A 15,058-nucleotide genomic window follows, 5' to 3' on the forward strand; every position below is an offset into this window, starting at 1 on the left:
TGATCTCGATCGGTGGTGAAAGACCGGTCTGAACTAAGCTGGGCTTTGGATATGTCCAATTTAGACGACATTGGAGCCTGAAAAATCCACGCACCATTCTGAGGCACGATTTCAATCAAGCCGGAGTTTCCCAATAAGGCCTGGATTTTCAGATGGCCGAATATAGGAAAATACTGCCGAAAACGATGATTGTTATTCCGGAAAATTTCTGGATTAGCGCCGACGTAGAAATGTCTTCCTGAAAATAAGATGGCCAAAGATGCATCAGCAGCAAGGATAGCAGAAAAATAAACATTGGCTCGTAGGCGTTTAGAGACTGGACCAAGGCAACAGGCCCTATGACCACGGCCGCAAGAATGATCAGATCACCGGCCGTATCAAATACCTCGTTTAGGGCGTTCACGCCGATGATCTGAAGCCGCCGCTTGCTGAACAAGGTCAGGAACTGTCGCCTGTAGGTTGGAACAAACCTATAAAGTGACGCGCCGAAGCTCATGTATCCAACACCCAGCCAGAAGGCTGCTGTCCAGTAATTTGCGTCCACAGCGGCGGATTTGAAAACAACCTGAGAGAGTGCAACGCAAGAGGAAGATCCCAGCATCAGAACCATGGATGTTACATCCAAGCCCAGACGCCCGCTGTCTATTTTGCACATCAGGACGATCGCTCCTGACATGATAACCAAGGCTGCCAGAACCTGAGGGCCGGTCAGATACTCTCCCAGAATGGCTGCGCCAAAGACAAGACCAAAGATCGGCACGGTCTGGAAAAGCGGTACGACGTTAGAAACATCCGCCCGGATCATGGCGTGCAGGTACATTAATATCCACAACCCATTGATAACGCCTGCCGAAATCCCCACCGCTCCAACAGTCAGACTGAAATCAATAGCGGAATATCTCAGCGCAACGACGAGCAGAACAACGGTGACTGCGAATAGAGCAGAGAAAATGATAAGGGCCCCAGGTCCGCCTTGGTCTTTGCTGTTGAAGTATCTTTCCAAAAGATACTTATCAAACATCGTCCCAAAGACCGAAAACAATACGCCCCCTAAGCCCAAGATAACCCATAGCGGCAACATACCAAATCTCGTGATTGCAAATTAAAATAATACGAAACTGCTTCAAACAATAATGCCGGATCATACCGTAAAATCGCATCAGAGCCAAACCGACAGTGTCGCTTTAAAAAAGCCAAAGGATTTATTGGTGGTTTTTATGTTGCTCGACGAGCGCTTCACCATGACGTGCTTGACTCAGTAATTTGCATCATAGAATGGACTTCTATGCGCCCAACTACGTTATGCCGCATCAACATGCAAAGTCTGCCTTGAGGGAACCGGTTGGCTAAAATCCGTTGGCAGCCACTGTGTGCCAACCGCGTTCGAAATTGCTTTCGTAAGTGATGACAATTTCGATTACTGCACGCATCCCAGTTTTTGGCTCATGATGCCAGTGCATTCGTAAGCGTCTGTAGCCGGTCAGCACATATGCAAGAGATCACCCGGAAATCTGGCAAGTAGAAAGCTGCGGCCGAGAAGGTCTGTCAGGCCGGTATTTTTCAGTTGTCAGGAAGTTGCAATCGTTCAGTGTACCTATTCGGTCGCGCGTTCAGCCTCGATCTTGCGCCATTTGGCAACATTCTGGTTATGCTCTTCCAACGTCTTGGCAAAGGCGTGCCCGCCAGTGCCGTCTGCCACAAAGAAGATAAAATCCGTCTCTTCAGGATTTACGGCTGCCTCAAGGCTGGCGCGACCCGGGTTCGCAATAGGCGTGGGTGGCAAACCGTCGATCACATAGGTGTTCCAGTCGGTCCTCTTGCGCAACTCGCTCTGGCGCAGACCCCGGCCCAGCACGCGCTTCCCTTCGGTGATCCCATAGATCACTGTCGGGTCAGTCTGCAGTTTCATGCCCTGTTCCAATCGGTTGGTAAAGACGCTGGCCACCTGCCCTCGCTCTTCCGACACACCGGTTTCCTTTTCGATGATCGACGCCAGGATCAGCGCCTCATACGGGTCTTTCAGCGGGATGCCTTCGGCGCGATTTTCCCAGGCCGCTGCAAGAAGCAGGTCTTGTGCCGTACGCATCCGCTCGACAACACTGGCTACTGTATCTCCAGCACTGATCTCGTAACTGTCTGGGGCCAGGCTGCCCTCGGGCGGCATCTCGGCCACCTCACCCTCCAACACGTCGATCTGGCCCAATGCGTTGATGATCTGCCAACTGGTCACACCTTCGGCGATGGCGATGCGGTAGCGGGTGTCGTTCTCACCGCGAACCTTTGAATAAATCTCGGGCCGCTCGCCTTCAACCAGATCAAATTCCGCCTGCTCAACATATTCATCCGTGCTTGGATCAAGTTCGCGCACGCGCGCGTCAGACCGGGTTACACCAATACGGTATACGACTTCGGTGCCACAGGAACTGGCACCACCGCGGGTCACAATTTCGACAATCTCCTGCATACTGGCAGCTTCAGGTACCAGCCAACTTCCTGCTTTCAACTGGCTATTTTTACCAGAATACTCCGCCCCTACGCGATAGATTGAACCGTTGGTGATCGCGCCGAGTTCTTCAAGCTGCTTAGACACGCCGCGCATGTTCGAGCCGGGCTTGACCCGCAGGCAAATACGATCCTCAAGCGGACCCTGGGAGGTATATTCATTCTGCCCCCACAGAATGACCCCGCCCAGAAGAAAGGCCAGAACGACAAGAAAGGTTAGCGCATTCGAGGCGATATGCCGCCACATCAGCGCACTTTCCCAAAACAGACCGACGCGTTGGTCCCACCAAAGCCAAAGCTGTTCGACAGCGCAACATTGATCTCACGCTCGCGCTTGGCTTTGGGGGCCAGGTCAAGCGGCGTTTCGACAGCCGGATTGTCGAGGTTGATGGTCGGCGGCGCCACCTGGTCGCGGATCGCTAGGATCGAGAAGATCGCCTCAATCGCGCCCGCCGCGCCCAGCAGGTGCCCGGTGGCGGATTTGGTGGAACTCATCGTGGCATTGCCCGCCGCATCGCCCAGCAGACGTTCAACAGCTTTGAGCTCGATTGTGTCGGCCATGGTGCTGGTACCGTGAGCGTTGATGTAATCCACCTCCGCCGGTGTGACACCGGCATGGTTCAGCGCCGAGACCATGGCACGGTAGCCGCCATCGCCATCTTCGGACGGCGCCGTGATGTGATAGGCGTCACCGGAAAGGCCATAGCCCAGAACTTCGGCATAGATCTTGGCGCCCCGCGCCTTGGCGTGCTCATAATCTTCCAGCACGACGATGCCCGCGCCTTCGCCCATGACAAATCCGTCGCGGTCTTCATCGTAGGGGCGGCTGGCGGCCTTGGGGTCGTCGGCGCGCTTGGTGCTGAGCGCCTTGCAGGCATTGAACCCGGCAATCCCGATTTCGCAGATAGCGGCCTCGGCACCGCCGGCAATCATCACATCGGCGTCGCCGAACATGATCAACCGCGCGGCATCGCCAATCGCGTGCGCACCGGTTGAACAAGCGGTCACCACAGAATGGTTCGGCCCTTTGAATCCATAACGAATGCCGACCTGGCCACTGATCAAGTTGATCAGCGCGCCGGGGATAAAGAACGGCGACACACGACGCACACCCTTGTCGCGGATGATCAGCGTGGTTTCCTCGATCGAGCGCAATCCGCCAATGCCGGATCCGATCATCACGCCAGTGCGCTGGCGGCTCTCTTCATCCTCTGGTGTCCAGCCCGCATCCTCGACCGCCTGCTGTGCCGCGGCGATACCGTAGCAGATAAAATCATCAACCTTGCGGCGCTCTTTCGGCTCCATGTAGGTGTCGGTGTTAAAGGTGCCGCCGCTACCATCGCCCAAGGGTACTTCGCAGGCGTAACTTGTCGCCACATTCGAGGCGTCAAACCGGGTGATCGGGCCCGCGCCGGATTGACCGTCCAACAGACGTTTCCAGCTCTCCTCAACCCCATCTGCCAGGGGAGTAACCAGCCCAAGACCGGTGACAACGACACGCCGCATGATGCTGCCCTTTCTCGTATTTCAATGGCTGCTCATACCCTGCCTTGCCCCCGGGGGGCAAGACCATGGCGCAGGAACGACCGGAATGGAATTGCCGATCCGGTCGCCCCGAGGCTTTTTAGACTTATTGGAATTCTGCAGTCGGTTCAGGCTGCGGTTGCGCCACGGACAACGCCTGAGCCAGATCGACATCTTTCGCCAACAGCGCCCGGCCAATCAACGTGCCCGAGATGTTGGCAACATATCTCAAGCGCGACACATCATCGGCACTGCGTACCGTACCGCGCGCAATTACCGGATGGCGGGTTTTTGCCGCCAGGCCCGAAATTACACCCAGATGCGCTTCCTGGTCGTCGATATCCGAGTCGATATCTGTCACGATGACACCCGCAAGCGGTGTGGTTTCGAAAGCATCAAGGAAAGTTTCGGGGCTGAACGCACTTGGTGAACGCCAGCCATCGGTCATCATCTCGCCCTGGAAAATATCTATCGCCAGGACAATCTGGTCCGGGTGGCGCTTTGCCAGTTCCTTGACCAGGTCAGGATCATGCGTCGCCATTGTGCCGATCACGATGCGCCCGGCGCCCCGGTCGATCCAATGTTCGACCCGCTCGCGCGACCGGAATCCCCCACCAAGCTGCACCGGGATACGCGCAGCGCGAATAATCTCTTCCAGCAACGCATCGTTACTACCATCACCTCGCAGGGCATTCATGTCGGTGACATGCATCCATTCCGCTCCTGCGGCCGCGAATTGCTGCGCGGTTTCTATGGGATCGACATGCCAGATAACGGGCTCTTCCAACCGTCCCCGTGTCAGGGACACACATTTACCGTTCAGAATTTCCAAAGTCGGATAGATGATCATTGTGCTGATCCTCAGAATCAATCTCCCTGACGTTGTGTCAGGTCGAAACAGCTATGCATTCTAAACCCGAATCCCGATATCACCAAATCGGCATGATGGAGTCTATTCGCGGCCTTATCGCCTTTGTGCGACGGTCAGGTAAACGGTCGAATAACGCACGTGATGTTTGAAGCGCCCCCGAAAACCTACCCTCAGATAGGGTAGAGTTCCTCTTATTCTAGCACCTAAAAGCTAAGATTTGCGCGGTTGTACCGACACCTTGTCAGTCCGAAAAGCTCAGCCTTATCTTTACCAAGATTTGATTGGGGGTGCTAAGTCGTGTGCCAAAATTACGGCAACCCCGGCGAACTCCGTTGTTAGTTTGGTATTGCCGTCGGGCAAGAGCTCCGGGGGTTTGGGCGCAAACCTCCAACGGTTCGATGCATGCCGAAAAAAATTCATTGCCTGACAAATTTCCCGATTACCTGAGGGTAGGTAAAGCGTCACCAGACAAACACTATCATTCCAAAGCAAAAGGCCCCGCCAATTGGCAGGGCCTTCATAAGGCGGAATAAGCTGCTTAGCTTATGATGCGTCCGAGATGAATTTGACCGCGTCGCCGAAGGTCTGAATATTTTCGGCCGCGTCATCGGGAATCTCGATGCCGAATTCTTCTTCAAAGGCCATGACCAGTTCGACCGTGTCCAGGCTGTCTGCGCCCAGATCGTCGATGAAGGAGGCGTTCTCGGTCACCTTGTCTTCTTCAACACCAAGGTGTTCAACAACGATCTTTTTTACGCGGTCTGCGGTATCGCTCATGTCATAATCCTCATAGTCTGTTGGGCATTGTGGCCCGTTATAGCTCCCGCTCAGGTCGGGTAGCGGCTTTCTCATATGCCCCCTCGGGCGGCTCTTGTCACCCTCTAACGGGCTGCCAGTGGACATGTCGCATCATGCCTTTGGCCAATCTGCGCCGCCTATAGCACATGGCGCGCCTTTGGCAAACGTTTTCCCAAATTGGTCAATCATGCAGAAATTGCAAGGGGGGCACAGATTGCGACACTACCAAAGGCCTTACTTAAGTTTTTGTAATCTGGCACAAAACTCCGCTTATATTTGGTGGAAAACAACTGTCTTACGCCCACATTCACGGCTGTTTTGCCACAAAATCACGTCATCGATGCGGCTTAACGCTCACACAAGCGCAACGTTGATTCCCATGCCCGACCAAGCCCGCCTGTCTCAGAGCATCGCCATCCCGCCATTCACATGCAATGTCGTTCCTGTCACATAGCCTGCTTCCGGACTGGCAAGGTAGAGAACTGCCGCGGCAATCTCTTCGGCGGAACCCATACGCGCCGCCGGAATCTGGGCGTTGATCTTGCCTTTCTGTTCGTCATTCAACTTGTCGGTCATGGCCGTGGCAATGAAGCCCGGGGCGACCGCATTGGCAGTGATCCCCCGGCTGGCCACCTCGGCGGCGATGGATTTGGTCATTCCAACCATACCCGCCTTTGAGGCTGCATAATTCACCTGACCGGGATTGCCAGTGGCACCTACGATTGAGCTGATATTGATGATCCGGCCCCAACGAGCCTTCATCATTGGACGCATCACGCCCCGACACAGCCGCATTGTCGCGGTCAGGTTCACGTCAATCACACTTTGCCATTCATCATCCGACATGCGCATGAAAATCTGATCGCGCGTAATACCGGCATTGTTGACCAAAATATCAACGGCGCCCATGGCCTCGGCGGCCTGTTTCGGCAGCGCATCGACAGCATCGGCGTCACCCAGGTTGCAGGGCAGCACATGCGTACGTGCACCCAATTCCCCGGCCAGCGCCTCCAGCGGCTCGATACGCGTTCCGCTCAATCCAACAGTTGCACCCGCGCCATGCAGCGCGCGGGCAATAGCCCCCCCGATTCCCCCCGAGGCACCGGTGACCAGTGCGCATTTTCCCGTCAGATCAAACATTGACGTCCTCCTTCTTCAAATTCCTGTCCCTATCGCATTTTTTGTCTGCATGCCGCGCTGTGGCGGCCTAACCGTTTTGCATCGCTTCTGCGGCAGCCTTTACGTCATCAGTCGTGCCAATGGCGCGGCAGGCAATCTCCCGGTCGATGCGGCGCACCATACCCGACAGGGCTTTCCCCGCACCGATTTCCCAGATCTCGTTGACACCCTGCGCCGCCATGAACATCACAGATTCCCGCCAACGGACCGATCCCGTCACCTGTTGGACCAGCAAGGACCGGATCATCTCCGGATCGGTGACATTCTCGGCCACGACATTGGCCACAACCGGTACGGCAGGCCCTTCTATCTCAATTTGGCTTAACGCCTCGGCCATCACCTCGGCGGCCGGCTCCATCAGAGCACAGTGAAATGGTGCACTGACTGGCAACAGCATCGCCCGCTTGGCACCGCGCTCCTTGGCCAGATCAACCGCGCGTTCCACCGCGCCCTTGTGGCCCGAGACGACAACCTGCCCCGGATCATTGTCATTCGCAGCCTGACATACCTCATCCAGCGCAGCATCCTTAGCCACCTCTCGCGCGGCTTCGAAATCAAGACCGAGCAAGGCCGCCATTGCACCCACGCCCACCGGTACCGCCTTTTGCATCGCCTCACCCCGCGTCCGCAGCAAACGGGCCGTATCGGCAATGCTCAGCGCACCCGCTGCCGCCAGCGCCGAATATTCGCCCAGCGAATGACCCGCCACACATGCAGCCGCGCCGATGCTGACACCTTCCGCCTCCAGTGCGCGCATCGCCGCCAAAGAGGTTGCCATCAGGGCCGGTTGCGCGTTTTGGGTCAGGGTAAGCGTGTCCTGATCCCCTTCCCAAATGAGTGTCGACAGCTTTTCGCCCAATGCCTCATCGACCTCGTCGAAAACGGCCTTGGCGGCCGGGTAGCCCTCTGCCAAATCCTTGCCCATTCCGATGGTCTGTGCACCCTGCCCCGGAAATACGAATGCTCGGCTCATCTGTCTCTTGCCTCCTATTAACCTTTTCTTCCGATACCGCGCCTGCCCGTCAGTGGCAACGCCCAAGCCTAGGCTCGCTCTCCTGTCTGGCGCATCTTTGCACGGCACATGTGCGTGACTTGCGATTGCTCCCGCCCGCGGATCAGCTAAAACTCTAGCACATCGCAAACAGGAAACGCCCGCATGTCACTCAGCAACTCGCACACCACCTATGGCGCCGTGACCAAGACTTTTCACTGGTTGACCGCGTTGCTGATCCTTTCCGCAATCCCTCTTGGGATCATCGCCAGCAATCTTGCCCATACGCTACAAGACCCCAATGCCATTCCAGACGAGGCAACGCTAAAACTGACCACCACGCTGTTTTCGCTACATAAAACAATTGGTGTAGGCGTCTTCGTCATTGCCATTGCCCGCATTCTCTGGGCGCTCAACCAGCCCAAACCTGGGCTGCTGAACGGTGACAATGCAACCGAGGCATGGCTGGCCGAAACGGTTCACTGGCTGCTATACGGTTCGTTGGTGGCGGTGCCTTTGACCGGTTGGATTCACCACGCGGCCACGACCGGATTTGCACCAATCTGGTGGCCCTTTGGCCAGTCGCTGCCCTTTGTCCCCAAAGACACACATTTGGCGGATTTCACCGGCACGTTGCATTACATCCTGCAATGGGTACTGGTTGCGGCGATCAGTCTGCACATCGTGGGCGCGTTGAAACATCATGTCATGGACGGCGACGCCACCCTGCGCCGCATGCTGCCGGGACAGACACCGGCGGAGCCGACCGCGCAGCAACCAAACCACGCATTGCCCTTTGTCACCGCGCTGGCAATCTGGGCCTGCGCCCTTGGCGGGGCCGCAACACTGGGTTGGTTCTCCCATTCCCACAGCGCTGTCGAAGATAGCGCCACAGCGCCCGCGCTGACACAGGTGGAAAGCGATTGGCAGGTGCAGCAGGGGGTGCTGAGCATCAGCGTGCGCCAGCTTGGGTCGGATGTGACCGGCAGCTTTGCCGATTGGACAGCCGATATCAGCTATGACGAGACGCCAGATGACCTTGGCCAACATGGTCAGGTCGAGGTCACGATTGCAACAACGTCGCTGACCCTCGGTTCGGTCACCGATCAGGCAAAAGGCGCGGGATATCTCGATACCGGCAGTCATGCCACGGCTGTGTTTGCTGCCGATCTGATGGTGCGTGATGATGGCCATGTTGCAGTCGGCACACTCACAATCCGAGATCAGGCTGTACCCGTAGAGATGCCATTTGACCTGAATATAGATGGCGACACTGCGACCGCCACCGGCAGCCTCAGTGTAGACAGACGGGAATTCGGGATCGGCACCGACGTAAAGGATGAAGGCTCGCTTGGCTTTACGGTTGAGATCAGTTTTGAGCTGACGGCAACCCGGCAATAGGCCGGGTCGGACTGGCACGAAAAGGCGCATCGCTCGCGCCAAGCTCATCAATGATGTTCAATCCCCCGGAACACCATCACTTGATTAGCGGCCCCTGCCCGGACCCTAATACCATGTCCTGATGTTGTGAAACCCGGGATCGGCCCGGAGGGTTCACAAACAGCCGCAATATTTTAGGCAGCGCGATTTTCATCAAATGGGGGTTTCGCCCTCCTTGCAGCTTTGTTCTCTGGACCACCGAACCGCACCACATACGCCAAATAATGCCACATTACCCGATCATCGCTTGGCAAAACCCGCCCAAGACCTTAGATGCTCGCTCATGGCAAAGAACAAGTTTCATGATGGCCCAGGACCGTCGCAGCGTCAGTTGCGGGTGGGTGAGTTGATCCGCCGGACGTTGTCCGAGGTGCTGATGCGTGGCGATATCCACGATCCTGATCTGAATCGGCTTTCGGTGACGGTGGGCGAGGTTCGTACCTCGCCCGATCTGAAGGTTGCCACCGCCTATGTTCTTCCACTGGGCGGCAAAGGCCAAGACGAGTTAATCAGCTTGCTGGCCCGCAACAAGCACGAGTTACGGCGGATCATCGGCAAAAAACTGGAGCTGAAATACGCGCCTGACCTGCGGTTTCGGCTGGACCAGACTTTTGACCAGATGGATGAAACACGGCGGCTGTTCTCTCAGGACGACGTGCGCCGGGATCTGGATGAGTGATGCGACCTTATTGGTTCATCGCACTGATCGCATGGGCCGCACCGGGCTGGGCGGTTGAATGCCGCGACCTGAGCTTCAAGGATAACACCTATACGGTTTGCGAAGTGGACGCCGCGGCAGAAGATCTGCGTCTCTTTCTGAACCACCCCGAAACCGGCAAGCCGTTGGGAAACTTTACCAGCATAGAAAAACTGGTTGAGGATGAGGGTAAACTGGCCTTTGCGATGAATGCGGGCATGTACCACACTGATCGACGTCCCGTGGGACATTATGCCGAAGGGGGTGAAGCGCTTGCACCAGTGATCACGCGCGAGGGGCCTGGCAATTTCGGATTGTTGCCAAACGGGGTTTTCTGCATTCGCGACGGACGCGCCGATGTCTATGAAACCAATCGCTTTGTTGAGGAAGAACCTGCCTGCACATATGCCAGCCAGTCTGGACCGATGCTGGTGATCGACGGTGCCCTGCACCCGCGTTTTCTGCCCGACAGCGACAGCAGATATATCCGCAACGGTGTCGGCACCAGCGCCGATGGCGCGCGCGCCGTGTTTGTCATCTCGGCCCGACCCGTTACATTTCACCAGTTTGGCAGCTTTTTCCGGGACGGGCTGAAACTGCCACAAGCGCTTTATTTCGATGGCAATATTTCGCGCCTTTATGCACCGGGGCTGAACCGGTTCGATGGCGGCTTCCCGATGGGACCTATGGTGGGCGTCGTGGCAGACGCGCCCGAATGATTGACGCCCGAGCCCCGGCAAGGTAACGCGCACTCCTATCGGAAATGACGGGTGAATGATGGCACGCAAACGCAAGGGTCGCGACGTTTCAGGCTGGCTGGTGGTGGACAAGCCTGCGGGTATGACCTCAACCTCGGTGGTGAACAAGGTGCGTTGGGCATTGCAGGCCAAGAAGGCCGGGCATGCGGGCACACTGGATCCCGAGGCGACAGGCGTGCTGGCTGTGGCCCTGGGCGAGGCCACCAAGACCGTCCCCTATATCACCGATGCGTTGAAGGCCTACTCCTTCTGCGTGCGGCTGGGCCAGGCAACCAATACCGACGATGCCGAGGGCGAGGTGATCGCTGAAAGCGACGCGCGACCCGACGATGCCGCAATCAAGGCGGCGTTGGGTGCTTTCGTAGGTGACATCCAGCAGGTACCGCCCAAGTTTTCGGCCGTAAAAATCGACGGGCAGCGCGCGTATAAACTGGCCCGCGAAGGTGAGGATGTTGAAATTGCAGCCCGGCCACTATGGGTCGAAGAGTTGGTGCTGACCGATCGGCCTGATGCGGACCATGTGACGTTTGAAATGACATGCGGCAAGGGCGGTTATGTGCGCGCCATTGCCCGTGATCTGGGGGCCGCTTTGGGCTGTTACGGCCACGTGGTTTGGCTCAGGCGACTTTGGTCGGGGCCTTTCGACGCCGACGACGGGATCAGCATCGACGAGATTGACAGGTTGGCACAATGCCCCGAACTGGACGCACATCTGCGCCCGCTGGAAGAGGGGCTTGCCGATCTGCCCATGCTACCCTGCACACCTGAAAGCGCCGCGAAACTGCGCAATGGCAACCCCGGAATGGTGATCGCCCGTGACGTGGAATATGGCGATGAGTGCTGGGCCGCACTGGACGGGCACGCCGTGGCCGTGGGCCGCTACAAGGCAGGCGAACTACACCCCAGCCGGGTGTTCAACCTGTAAGACCGTCAATTAAATCCCCACCGGAGTTTTTGATAGGCCCGCGCATCATACTTGGATTGATCGTGCGGATGATTACTGTCATTGCGTGGGAAAACGCGAACGGGTGAAGGGGAAAGAAGTGGCACATCAACCGAACGTTTCAGCCCAGGAGCATGATCCCGGCGGGAAGGTCCGGTTGCGGCTTCCCGATGGCGTGATCGGCGGGGCGACATTTTCACCCTGTGGCCGCTACCGGCAGGCCCTGACACGGGACTGGACACCGCAAGGCACCGCGCCCCGTGCCATCGTGTTCATCGGCATGAATCCGTCGGTCGCGGCTGCGGATATCTCTGACCCGACCTGCCACCGCGAGCTGATGTTCGCCCGCGACTGGGGCTATACCCGCTACCTGAAGGGCAACATGCTGGATTGGCGCGCAACCTCGCCCAAGGACATTCCGGTTGATCCTGCGATGGCGTGCAGCCCCGATAACATCCCCGCGTTGATCGACATGGCAAATGAGGCCGAGACCCTGGTGATGGCCTATGGAAGGCTGCACAAACGGTTCAATGGCATCGTTGCCGAAGTGCTGGCCGCAATGCAGGCAACGGGAAAGCCGCTGATGTGCCTCGGCCTCAATCAGGATGGTTCGGCAAAGCACCCACTTTACCTACGCAAGGACAGCAAGCTCCGCGAGTTTCCAATGCCGCTGTTGTCATGACGCCTCAAATTGTTGTGGCGGGCAAATCTGATGCGCTCCCGATACCAGCAAACCCTAGTTAGTAAATCGCACCAATCCCTGACCACTATTCCTGCTAGGCCAGATCGGGCATATGCGCCGTGCCCCAGTCATGAAGCGCATTCATCACCGGTGCCAATGCCTTCCCCTTTTCGCTCAAACGATATTCCCACCGCGGTGGATTGTTTGAATATTGATGCCGAACCAGAATATCCGCGCCCTCCAGCCGTTTCAGTCGGCTCGACAGGGTATTAGGAGAAACATCCAGCAGATCCTGTAAATCCTGGAACCGCCGCGGTCCTTCCAGAAAGAACTCGCGCAGGATCAGAAGCGACCATTGATCCCCCATCACATTCGTCGCCCGCATGATCGGACAGTTCTCGCGGTTCGGTTTTTCCATAAGCGCAATATAGGCGCCAAATTCAAAATGTGAATTGACTATAATATCTATAGTAACTACTTAAAACGTATTCATAGGAGATTCCCATGCTTGATGCTTTTTTTCTTGGCTACATCCACTTCTTCGCCGTGCTGCTGCCGGTGCTGGCTCTCAGCCTCGTTGCCATCGGCGCCACCAAGGCCGGACTGACCACCCCGCAATTGCGCCTTGCGATCCTGATCCCTGCCGCCCTGCTGGGTGCCTGGTATGCTGTTGCCATGCGGCTCTCGCAAATCGGCGCCTTCAATGTCCCGGCAACGCTGGGCGACCCGCCGGTGGTGCTGATGTTCCTTTTTGGCGGCGCTTTCGGCCTATGGGCGCTGGCACGGCTCACCAAAATCGGTCGCGCGATCAGCGATCAGATCGACATCGGCCTGCTGGCCGCCTACCAGATTCCGCGTGTGATGGGCGGGCTATTCCTGATCGGCTGGGCCGCGGGTGTGATCCCGTGGCAATTCGCCCTGCCCGCCGGGCTGGGGGACATCTGGGCTGGTATCGCGGGCTATCAGGCCTGGTCTGCGGTAAGACGGGGAGCACCGGACGCCAGGCGCAAACTTGTACAAGCCAATGTCATCGGCATGATCGATTTCCTGGTGGCCGTACTGACTGGCATCATGACCTCAGAAGGTTTTCTGCACATCTGGGCCCATGACACACCCAACATCATCAACCTGCACCCGCTGGCCATGTTCCCCGGTTTCTTCGTCCCTATCTTTCTGGCCTTTCACCTGGTCTCGATCAGCAGACTGCACCGATCCTCCAAAAACTTCGTGACAGCCTGATGAGGTACAGGCCAGAGCGGACCCTCTGGCCTGTCACCACCCTGCAACAAAAAAACGCGCGCATCACCAGAATGATACGCGCGTTTCATTTGTCTTTTTGCGCGCTGTGCGCGGCTCAGATCAGAGCCAGAAGTCGCCGGCGTCCAGATGATTGAGCTGAACATTATGCAAGGTGATCGAACTGTCATCGTCCGTCGTGATCACCACGTGTTTGTTCACCTGTTTGGCCGCTTTGGAAACGTCACCAAAGCTATCGAAACCATCAACATTGCGCAGGTCGATTTTCTCAAATGCTGTGTTGGCATTGAAATCCATCACCTTGTCGTGGCCGTGGTTGTTGGCAAAGACAAAACGGTCTGAGTGCTTTTCACCTCTCAGGATGTCATTACCGGCCCCGCCAATCAGGATATCCTCTTGACTGCCACCCCTGAGCAGATCGTTTTGGTTGCCGCCTTCAAGCTTGTCACGACCGTGACCGCCTTTCAGCACGTCTTTACCGTCCTTACCCAGCAGCCTGTCATTACCATAATTGCCGACAAGCTTGTCGTTGCCGGAACCACCATCCACAAGGTCGTCATCATCGCCGCCATATAGCCGATCCCAGCCACCGCGACCAATCAACGTATCATTGCCTTCGTTGCCCAAGATCGTGTCAGATCCGCCGCTTCCGACAAGCCGTTGATCCTCGCTCGTATCCGGTGGCGGCGGCGGGGGGGGTGTCGGGTCTACATCTGGATCCGGCGTGGGATCGGGTGTCGGATCAGGATCGGGTGTCGGACCCGGGTTCGTCGGCGCGTCGTCCTGAACACCGTAAATTTCCTGAATGCCCTCAATATCGTCAGCCTGCAGGCCTATCTTACGCACCGTTGATGTCATGATCGAATCGCTGTCGACATGACCCAGACCCAGCGAATGGCCCAGTTCGTGCAGCACCACGCTTGCAAAAAGCAGCGGGTCGGTGTTGAAGCGATCCAGCGTGTCCAGCATTACATCACCGGCAATCGCCGATCCCCACGAAGATGGGTAGAATGCGTATCCAGCCGTGCCGCCCGGAATTTCGCCAAAGAAGATGCGAATATCCGCGTCGTTTCCGACCCCTGCGGCACCGCCACCATCAGCAACTTGTTTGAATTCGATATCGCCGTATTTCGACCATTCGGCGAAGGCATCGGCGATCACTTTGGTGTAATTATAGTCCAGAAAAGAATTTCCAGAGACTGATGTCTTGGTACTGGTACCGAACCGCGAGATATCAAGCCCCGCGCCAGCGATACTCCAGGTTACGGTTCCCCCAGGGGTACCAAGTGTGCTCGATCCCCACTTCGATCCTACTACATTTGCCAATTCAGACACCTCAATGCTTGTTGTCGTTCATCCCGGGATCAGTGCTAAACACGTCACGGGACTTCACTCAACAACGTTCCCATCGCCCCC

15 protein-coding genes are annotated in these 15,058 nt (G+C 56.9%); 6 read left to right on the forward strand and 9 right to left on the reverse strand.

Features of this window, described 5'->3' with window-relative positions:
* Positions 1-148 precede the first annotated feature (148 nt).
* The 7 genes from Q1B27_RS16100 to fabD all read right to left on the reverse strand — a co-directional run bounded on the left by Q1B27_RS16100 (position 149) and on the right by fabD (position 7,847).
* The gene (locus tag Q1B27_RS16100) at positions 149-1,081 is read right to left on the reverse strand and encodes an EamA family transporter (protein WP_299848850.1); all 933 of its coding nucleotides are present in this window, start codon (positions 1,079-1,081) and stop codon (positions 149-151) included.
* Between the two features lie 513 nt (positions 1,082-1,594).
* Complete coding sequence (gene mltG / locus Q1B27_RS16105; RefSeq protein WP_299848851.1) at positions 1,595-2,749, reverse strand: endolytic transglycosylase MltG; 1,155 nt, start codon at positions 2,747-2,749, stop codon at positions 1,595-1,597.
* On the reverse strand, positions 2,749-4,008 hold the full coding sequence (gene fabF, locus Q1B27_RS16110) for a beta-ketoacyl-ACP synthase II (protein ID WP_299848852.1): 1,260 nt from the start codon (positions 4,006-4,008) through the stop codon (positions 2,749-2,751). Before fabF ends, mltG begins: the two co-directional genes overlap by 1 nt.
* Positions 4,009-4,132: 124 nt before the next feature.
* Positions 4,133-4,876, reverse strand: a complete 744-nt coding sequence (locus Q1B27_RS16115) for a 1-(5-phosphoribosyl)-5-[(5-phosphoribosylamino)methylideneamino] imidazole-4-carboxamide isomerase (RefSeq protein ID WP_299848853.1) — start codon at positions 4,874-4,876, stop codon at positions 4,133-4,135.
* 564 nt (positions 4,877-5,440) lie between these two features.
* Positions 5,441-5,674: an acyl carrier protein gene (locus Q1B27_RS16120; RefSeq protein ID WP_085800856.1), complete on the reverse strand. Its 234-nt coding sequence runs from the start codon at positions 5,672-5,674 to the stop codon at positions 5,441-5,443.
* A 423-nt stretch (positions 5,675-6,097) separates the two neighbouring features.
* Positions 6,098-6,835, reverse strand: coding sequence for a 3-oxoacyl-[acyl-carrier-protein] reductase (gene fabG / locus Q1B27_RS16125; RefSeq protein WP_299848854.1), 738 nt, complete (start codon positions 6,833-6,835; stop codon positions 6,098-6,100).
* Positions 6,836-6,902: 67 nt separating this feature from the next.
* A complete protein-coding gene (fabD, locus tag Q1B27_RS16130; RefSeq protein ID WP_299848855.1) occupies positions 6,903-7,847 on the reverse strand; it encodes an ACP S-malonyltransferase in 945 nt (314 codons plus the stop codon).
* A gap of 183 nt (positions 7,848-8,030) precedes the next feature.
* On the opposite strand from fabD, the gene Q1B27_RS16135 reads away from it, so the two are divergent.
* The 5 genes from Q1B27_RS16135 (at position 8,031) to Q1B27_RS16155 (ending at position 12,385) form a co-directional block, all read left to right on the forward strand.
* On the forward strand, positions 8,031-9,266 hold the full coding sequence (locus tag Q1B27_RS16135; RefSeq protein ID WP_299848856.1) for a cytochrome b/b6 domain-containing protein: 1,236 nt from the start codon (positions 8,031-8,033) through the stop codon (positions 9,264-9,266).
* Between the two features lie 322 nt (positions 9,267-9,588).
* On the forward strand, positions 9,589-9,984 hold the full coding sequence (gene rbfA, locus Q1B27_RS16140) for a 30S ribosome-binding factor RbfA (protein ID WP_299848857.1): 396 nt from the start codon (positions 9,589-9,591) through the stop codon (positions 9,982-9,984).
* The gene (locus tag Q1B27_RS16145) at positions 9,984-10,721 is read left to right on the forward strand and encodes a phosphodiester glycosidase family protein (RefSeq protein WP_299848858.1); all 738 of its coding nucleotides are present in this window, start codon (positions 9,984-9,986) and stop codon (positions 10,719-10,721) included. The genes rbfA and Q1B27_RS16145 overlap by 1 nt, the downstream gene beginning before the upstream one ends.
* Before the next feature lie 58 nt (positions 10,722-10,779).
* The gene (gene truB, locus Q1B27_RS16150; RefSeq protein WP_299848938.1) at positions 10,780-11,685 is read left to right on the forward strand and encodes a tRNA pseudouridine(55) synthase TruB; all 906 of its coding nucleotides are present in this window, start codon (positions 10,780-10,782) and stop codon (positions 11,683-11,685) included.
* 118 nt (positions 11,686-11,803) lie between these two features.
* Entirely contained in the window at positions 11,804-12,385 is a 582-nt protein-coding gene (locus Q1B27_RS16155; RefSeq protein ID WP_299848859.1) for a DUF1643 domain-containing protein, read from the forward strand.
* A 94-nt stretch (positions 12,386-12,479) separates the two neighbouring features.
* Here Q1B27_RS16155 and Q1B27_RS16160 read toward each other — a convergent pair whose 3' ends face one another.
* Positions 12,480-12,803: a helix-turn-helix domain-containing protein gene (locus Q1B27_RS16160; RefSeq protein WP_299848860.1), complete on the reverse strand. Its 324-nt coding sequence runs from the start codon at positions 12,801-12,803 to the stop codon at positions 12,480-12,482.
* Between the two features lie 86 nt (positions 12,804-12,889).
* On the opposite strand from Q1B27_RS16160, the gene Q1B27_RS16165 reads away from it, so the two are divergent.
* Entirely contained in the window at positions 12,890-13,624 is a 735-nt protein-coding gene (locus Q1B27_RS16165) for a hypothetical protein (RefSeq protein WP_299848861.1), read from the forward strand.
* 120 nt (positions 13,625-13,744) lie between these two features.
* Here Q1B27_RS16165 and Q1B27_RS16170 read toward each other — a convergent pair whose 3' ends face one another.
* Positions 13,745-14,968 carry a matrixin family metalloprotease gene (locus tag Q1B27_RS16170; RefSeq protein WP_299848862.1) on the reverse strand — a complete coding sequence of 408 codons (1,224 nt, stop codon included), beginning with the start codon at positions 14,966-14,968 and terminating at the stop codon, positions 13,745-13,747.
* Between the last annotated feature and the right edge of the window lie 90 nt (positions 14,969-15,058).

The sequence above is a fragment of the uncultured Roseovarius sp. genome, from assembly GCF_947489715.1.
Lineage (GTDB): Bacteria > Pseudomonadota > Alphaproteobacteria > Rhodobacterales > Rhodobacteraceae > Roseovarius.

Bases quoted from the DNA above. Each gene is read 5' to 3' on its own strand.
- Q1B27_RS16165 (WP_299848861.1), top strand. From the start codon at position 12,890: ATGCTTGATGCTTTTTTTCTTGGCTACATCCACTTCTTCGCCGTGCTG.
- Q1B27_RS16145 (WP_299848858.1), top strand. From the start codon at position 9,984: ATGCGACCTTATTGGTTCATCGCACTGATCGCATGGGCCGCACCGGGC.
- mltG (WP_299848851.1), bottom strand. From the start codon at position 2,749: ATGTGGCGGCATATCGCCTCGAATGCGCTAACCTTTCTTGTCGTTCTG.
- fabG (WP_299848854.1), bottom strand. From the start codon at position 6,835: ATGTTTGATCTGACGGGAAAATGCGCACTGGTCACCGGTGCCTCGGGG.
- rbfA (WP_299848857.1), top strand. From the start codon at position 9,589: ATGGCAAAGAACAAGTTTCATGATGGCCCAGGACCGTCGCAGCGTCAG.
- fabD (WP_299848855.1), bottom strand. From the start codon at position 7,847: ATGAGCCGAGCATTCGTATTTCCGGGGCAGGGTGCACAGACCATCGGA.
- Q1B27_RS16115 (WP_299848853.1), bottom strand. From the start codon at position 4,876: ATGATCATCTATCCGACTTTGGAAATTCTGAACGGTAAATGTGTGTCC.
- Q1B27_RS16100 (WP_299848850.1), bottom strand. From the start codon at position 1,081: ATGTTGCCGCTATGGGTTATCTTGGGCTTAGGGGGCGTATTGTTTTCG.
- Q1B27_RS16160 (WP_299848860.1), bottom strand. From the start codon at position 12,803: ATGGAAAAACCGAACCGCGAGAACTGTCCGATCATGCGGGCGACGAAT.
- fabF (WP_299848852.1), bottom strand. From the start codon at position 4,008: ATGCGGCGTGTCGTTGTCACCGGTCTTGGGCTGGTTACTCCCCTGGCA.
- truB (WP_299848938.1), top strand. From the start codon at position 10,780: ATGGCACGCAAACGCAAGGGTCGCGACGTTTCAGGCTGGCTGGTGGTG.
- Q1B27_RS16120 (WP_085800856.1), bottom strand. From the start codon at position 5,674: ATGAGCGATACCGCAGACCGCGTAAAAAAGATCGTTGTTGAACACCTT.
- Q1B27_RS16135 (WP_299848856.1), top strand. From the start codon at position 8,031: ATGTCACTCAGCAACTCGCACACCACCTATGGCGCCGTGACCAAGACT.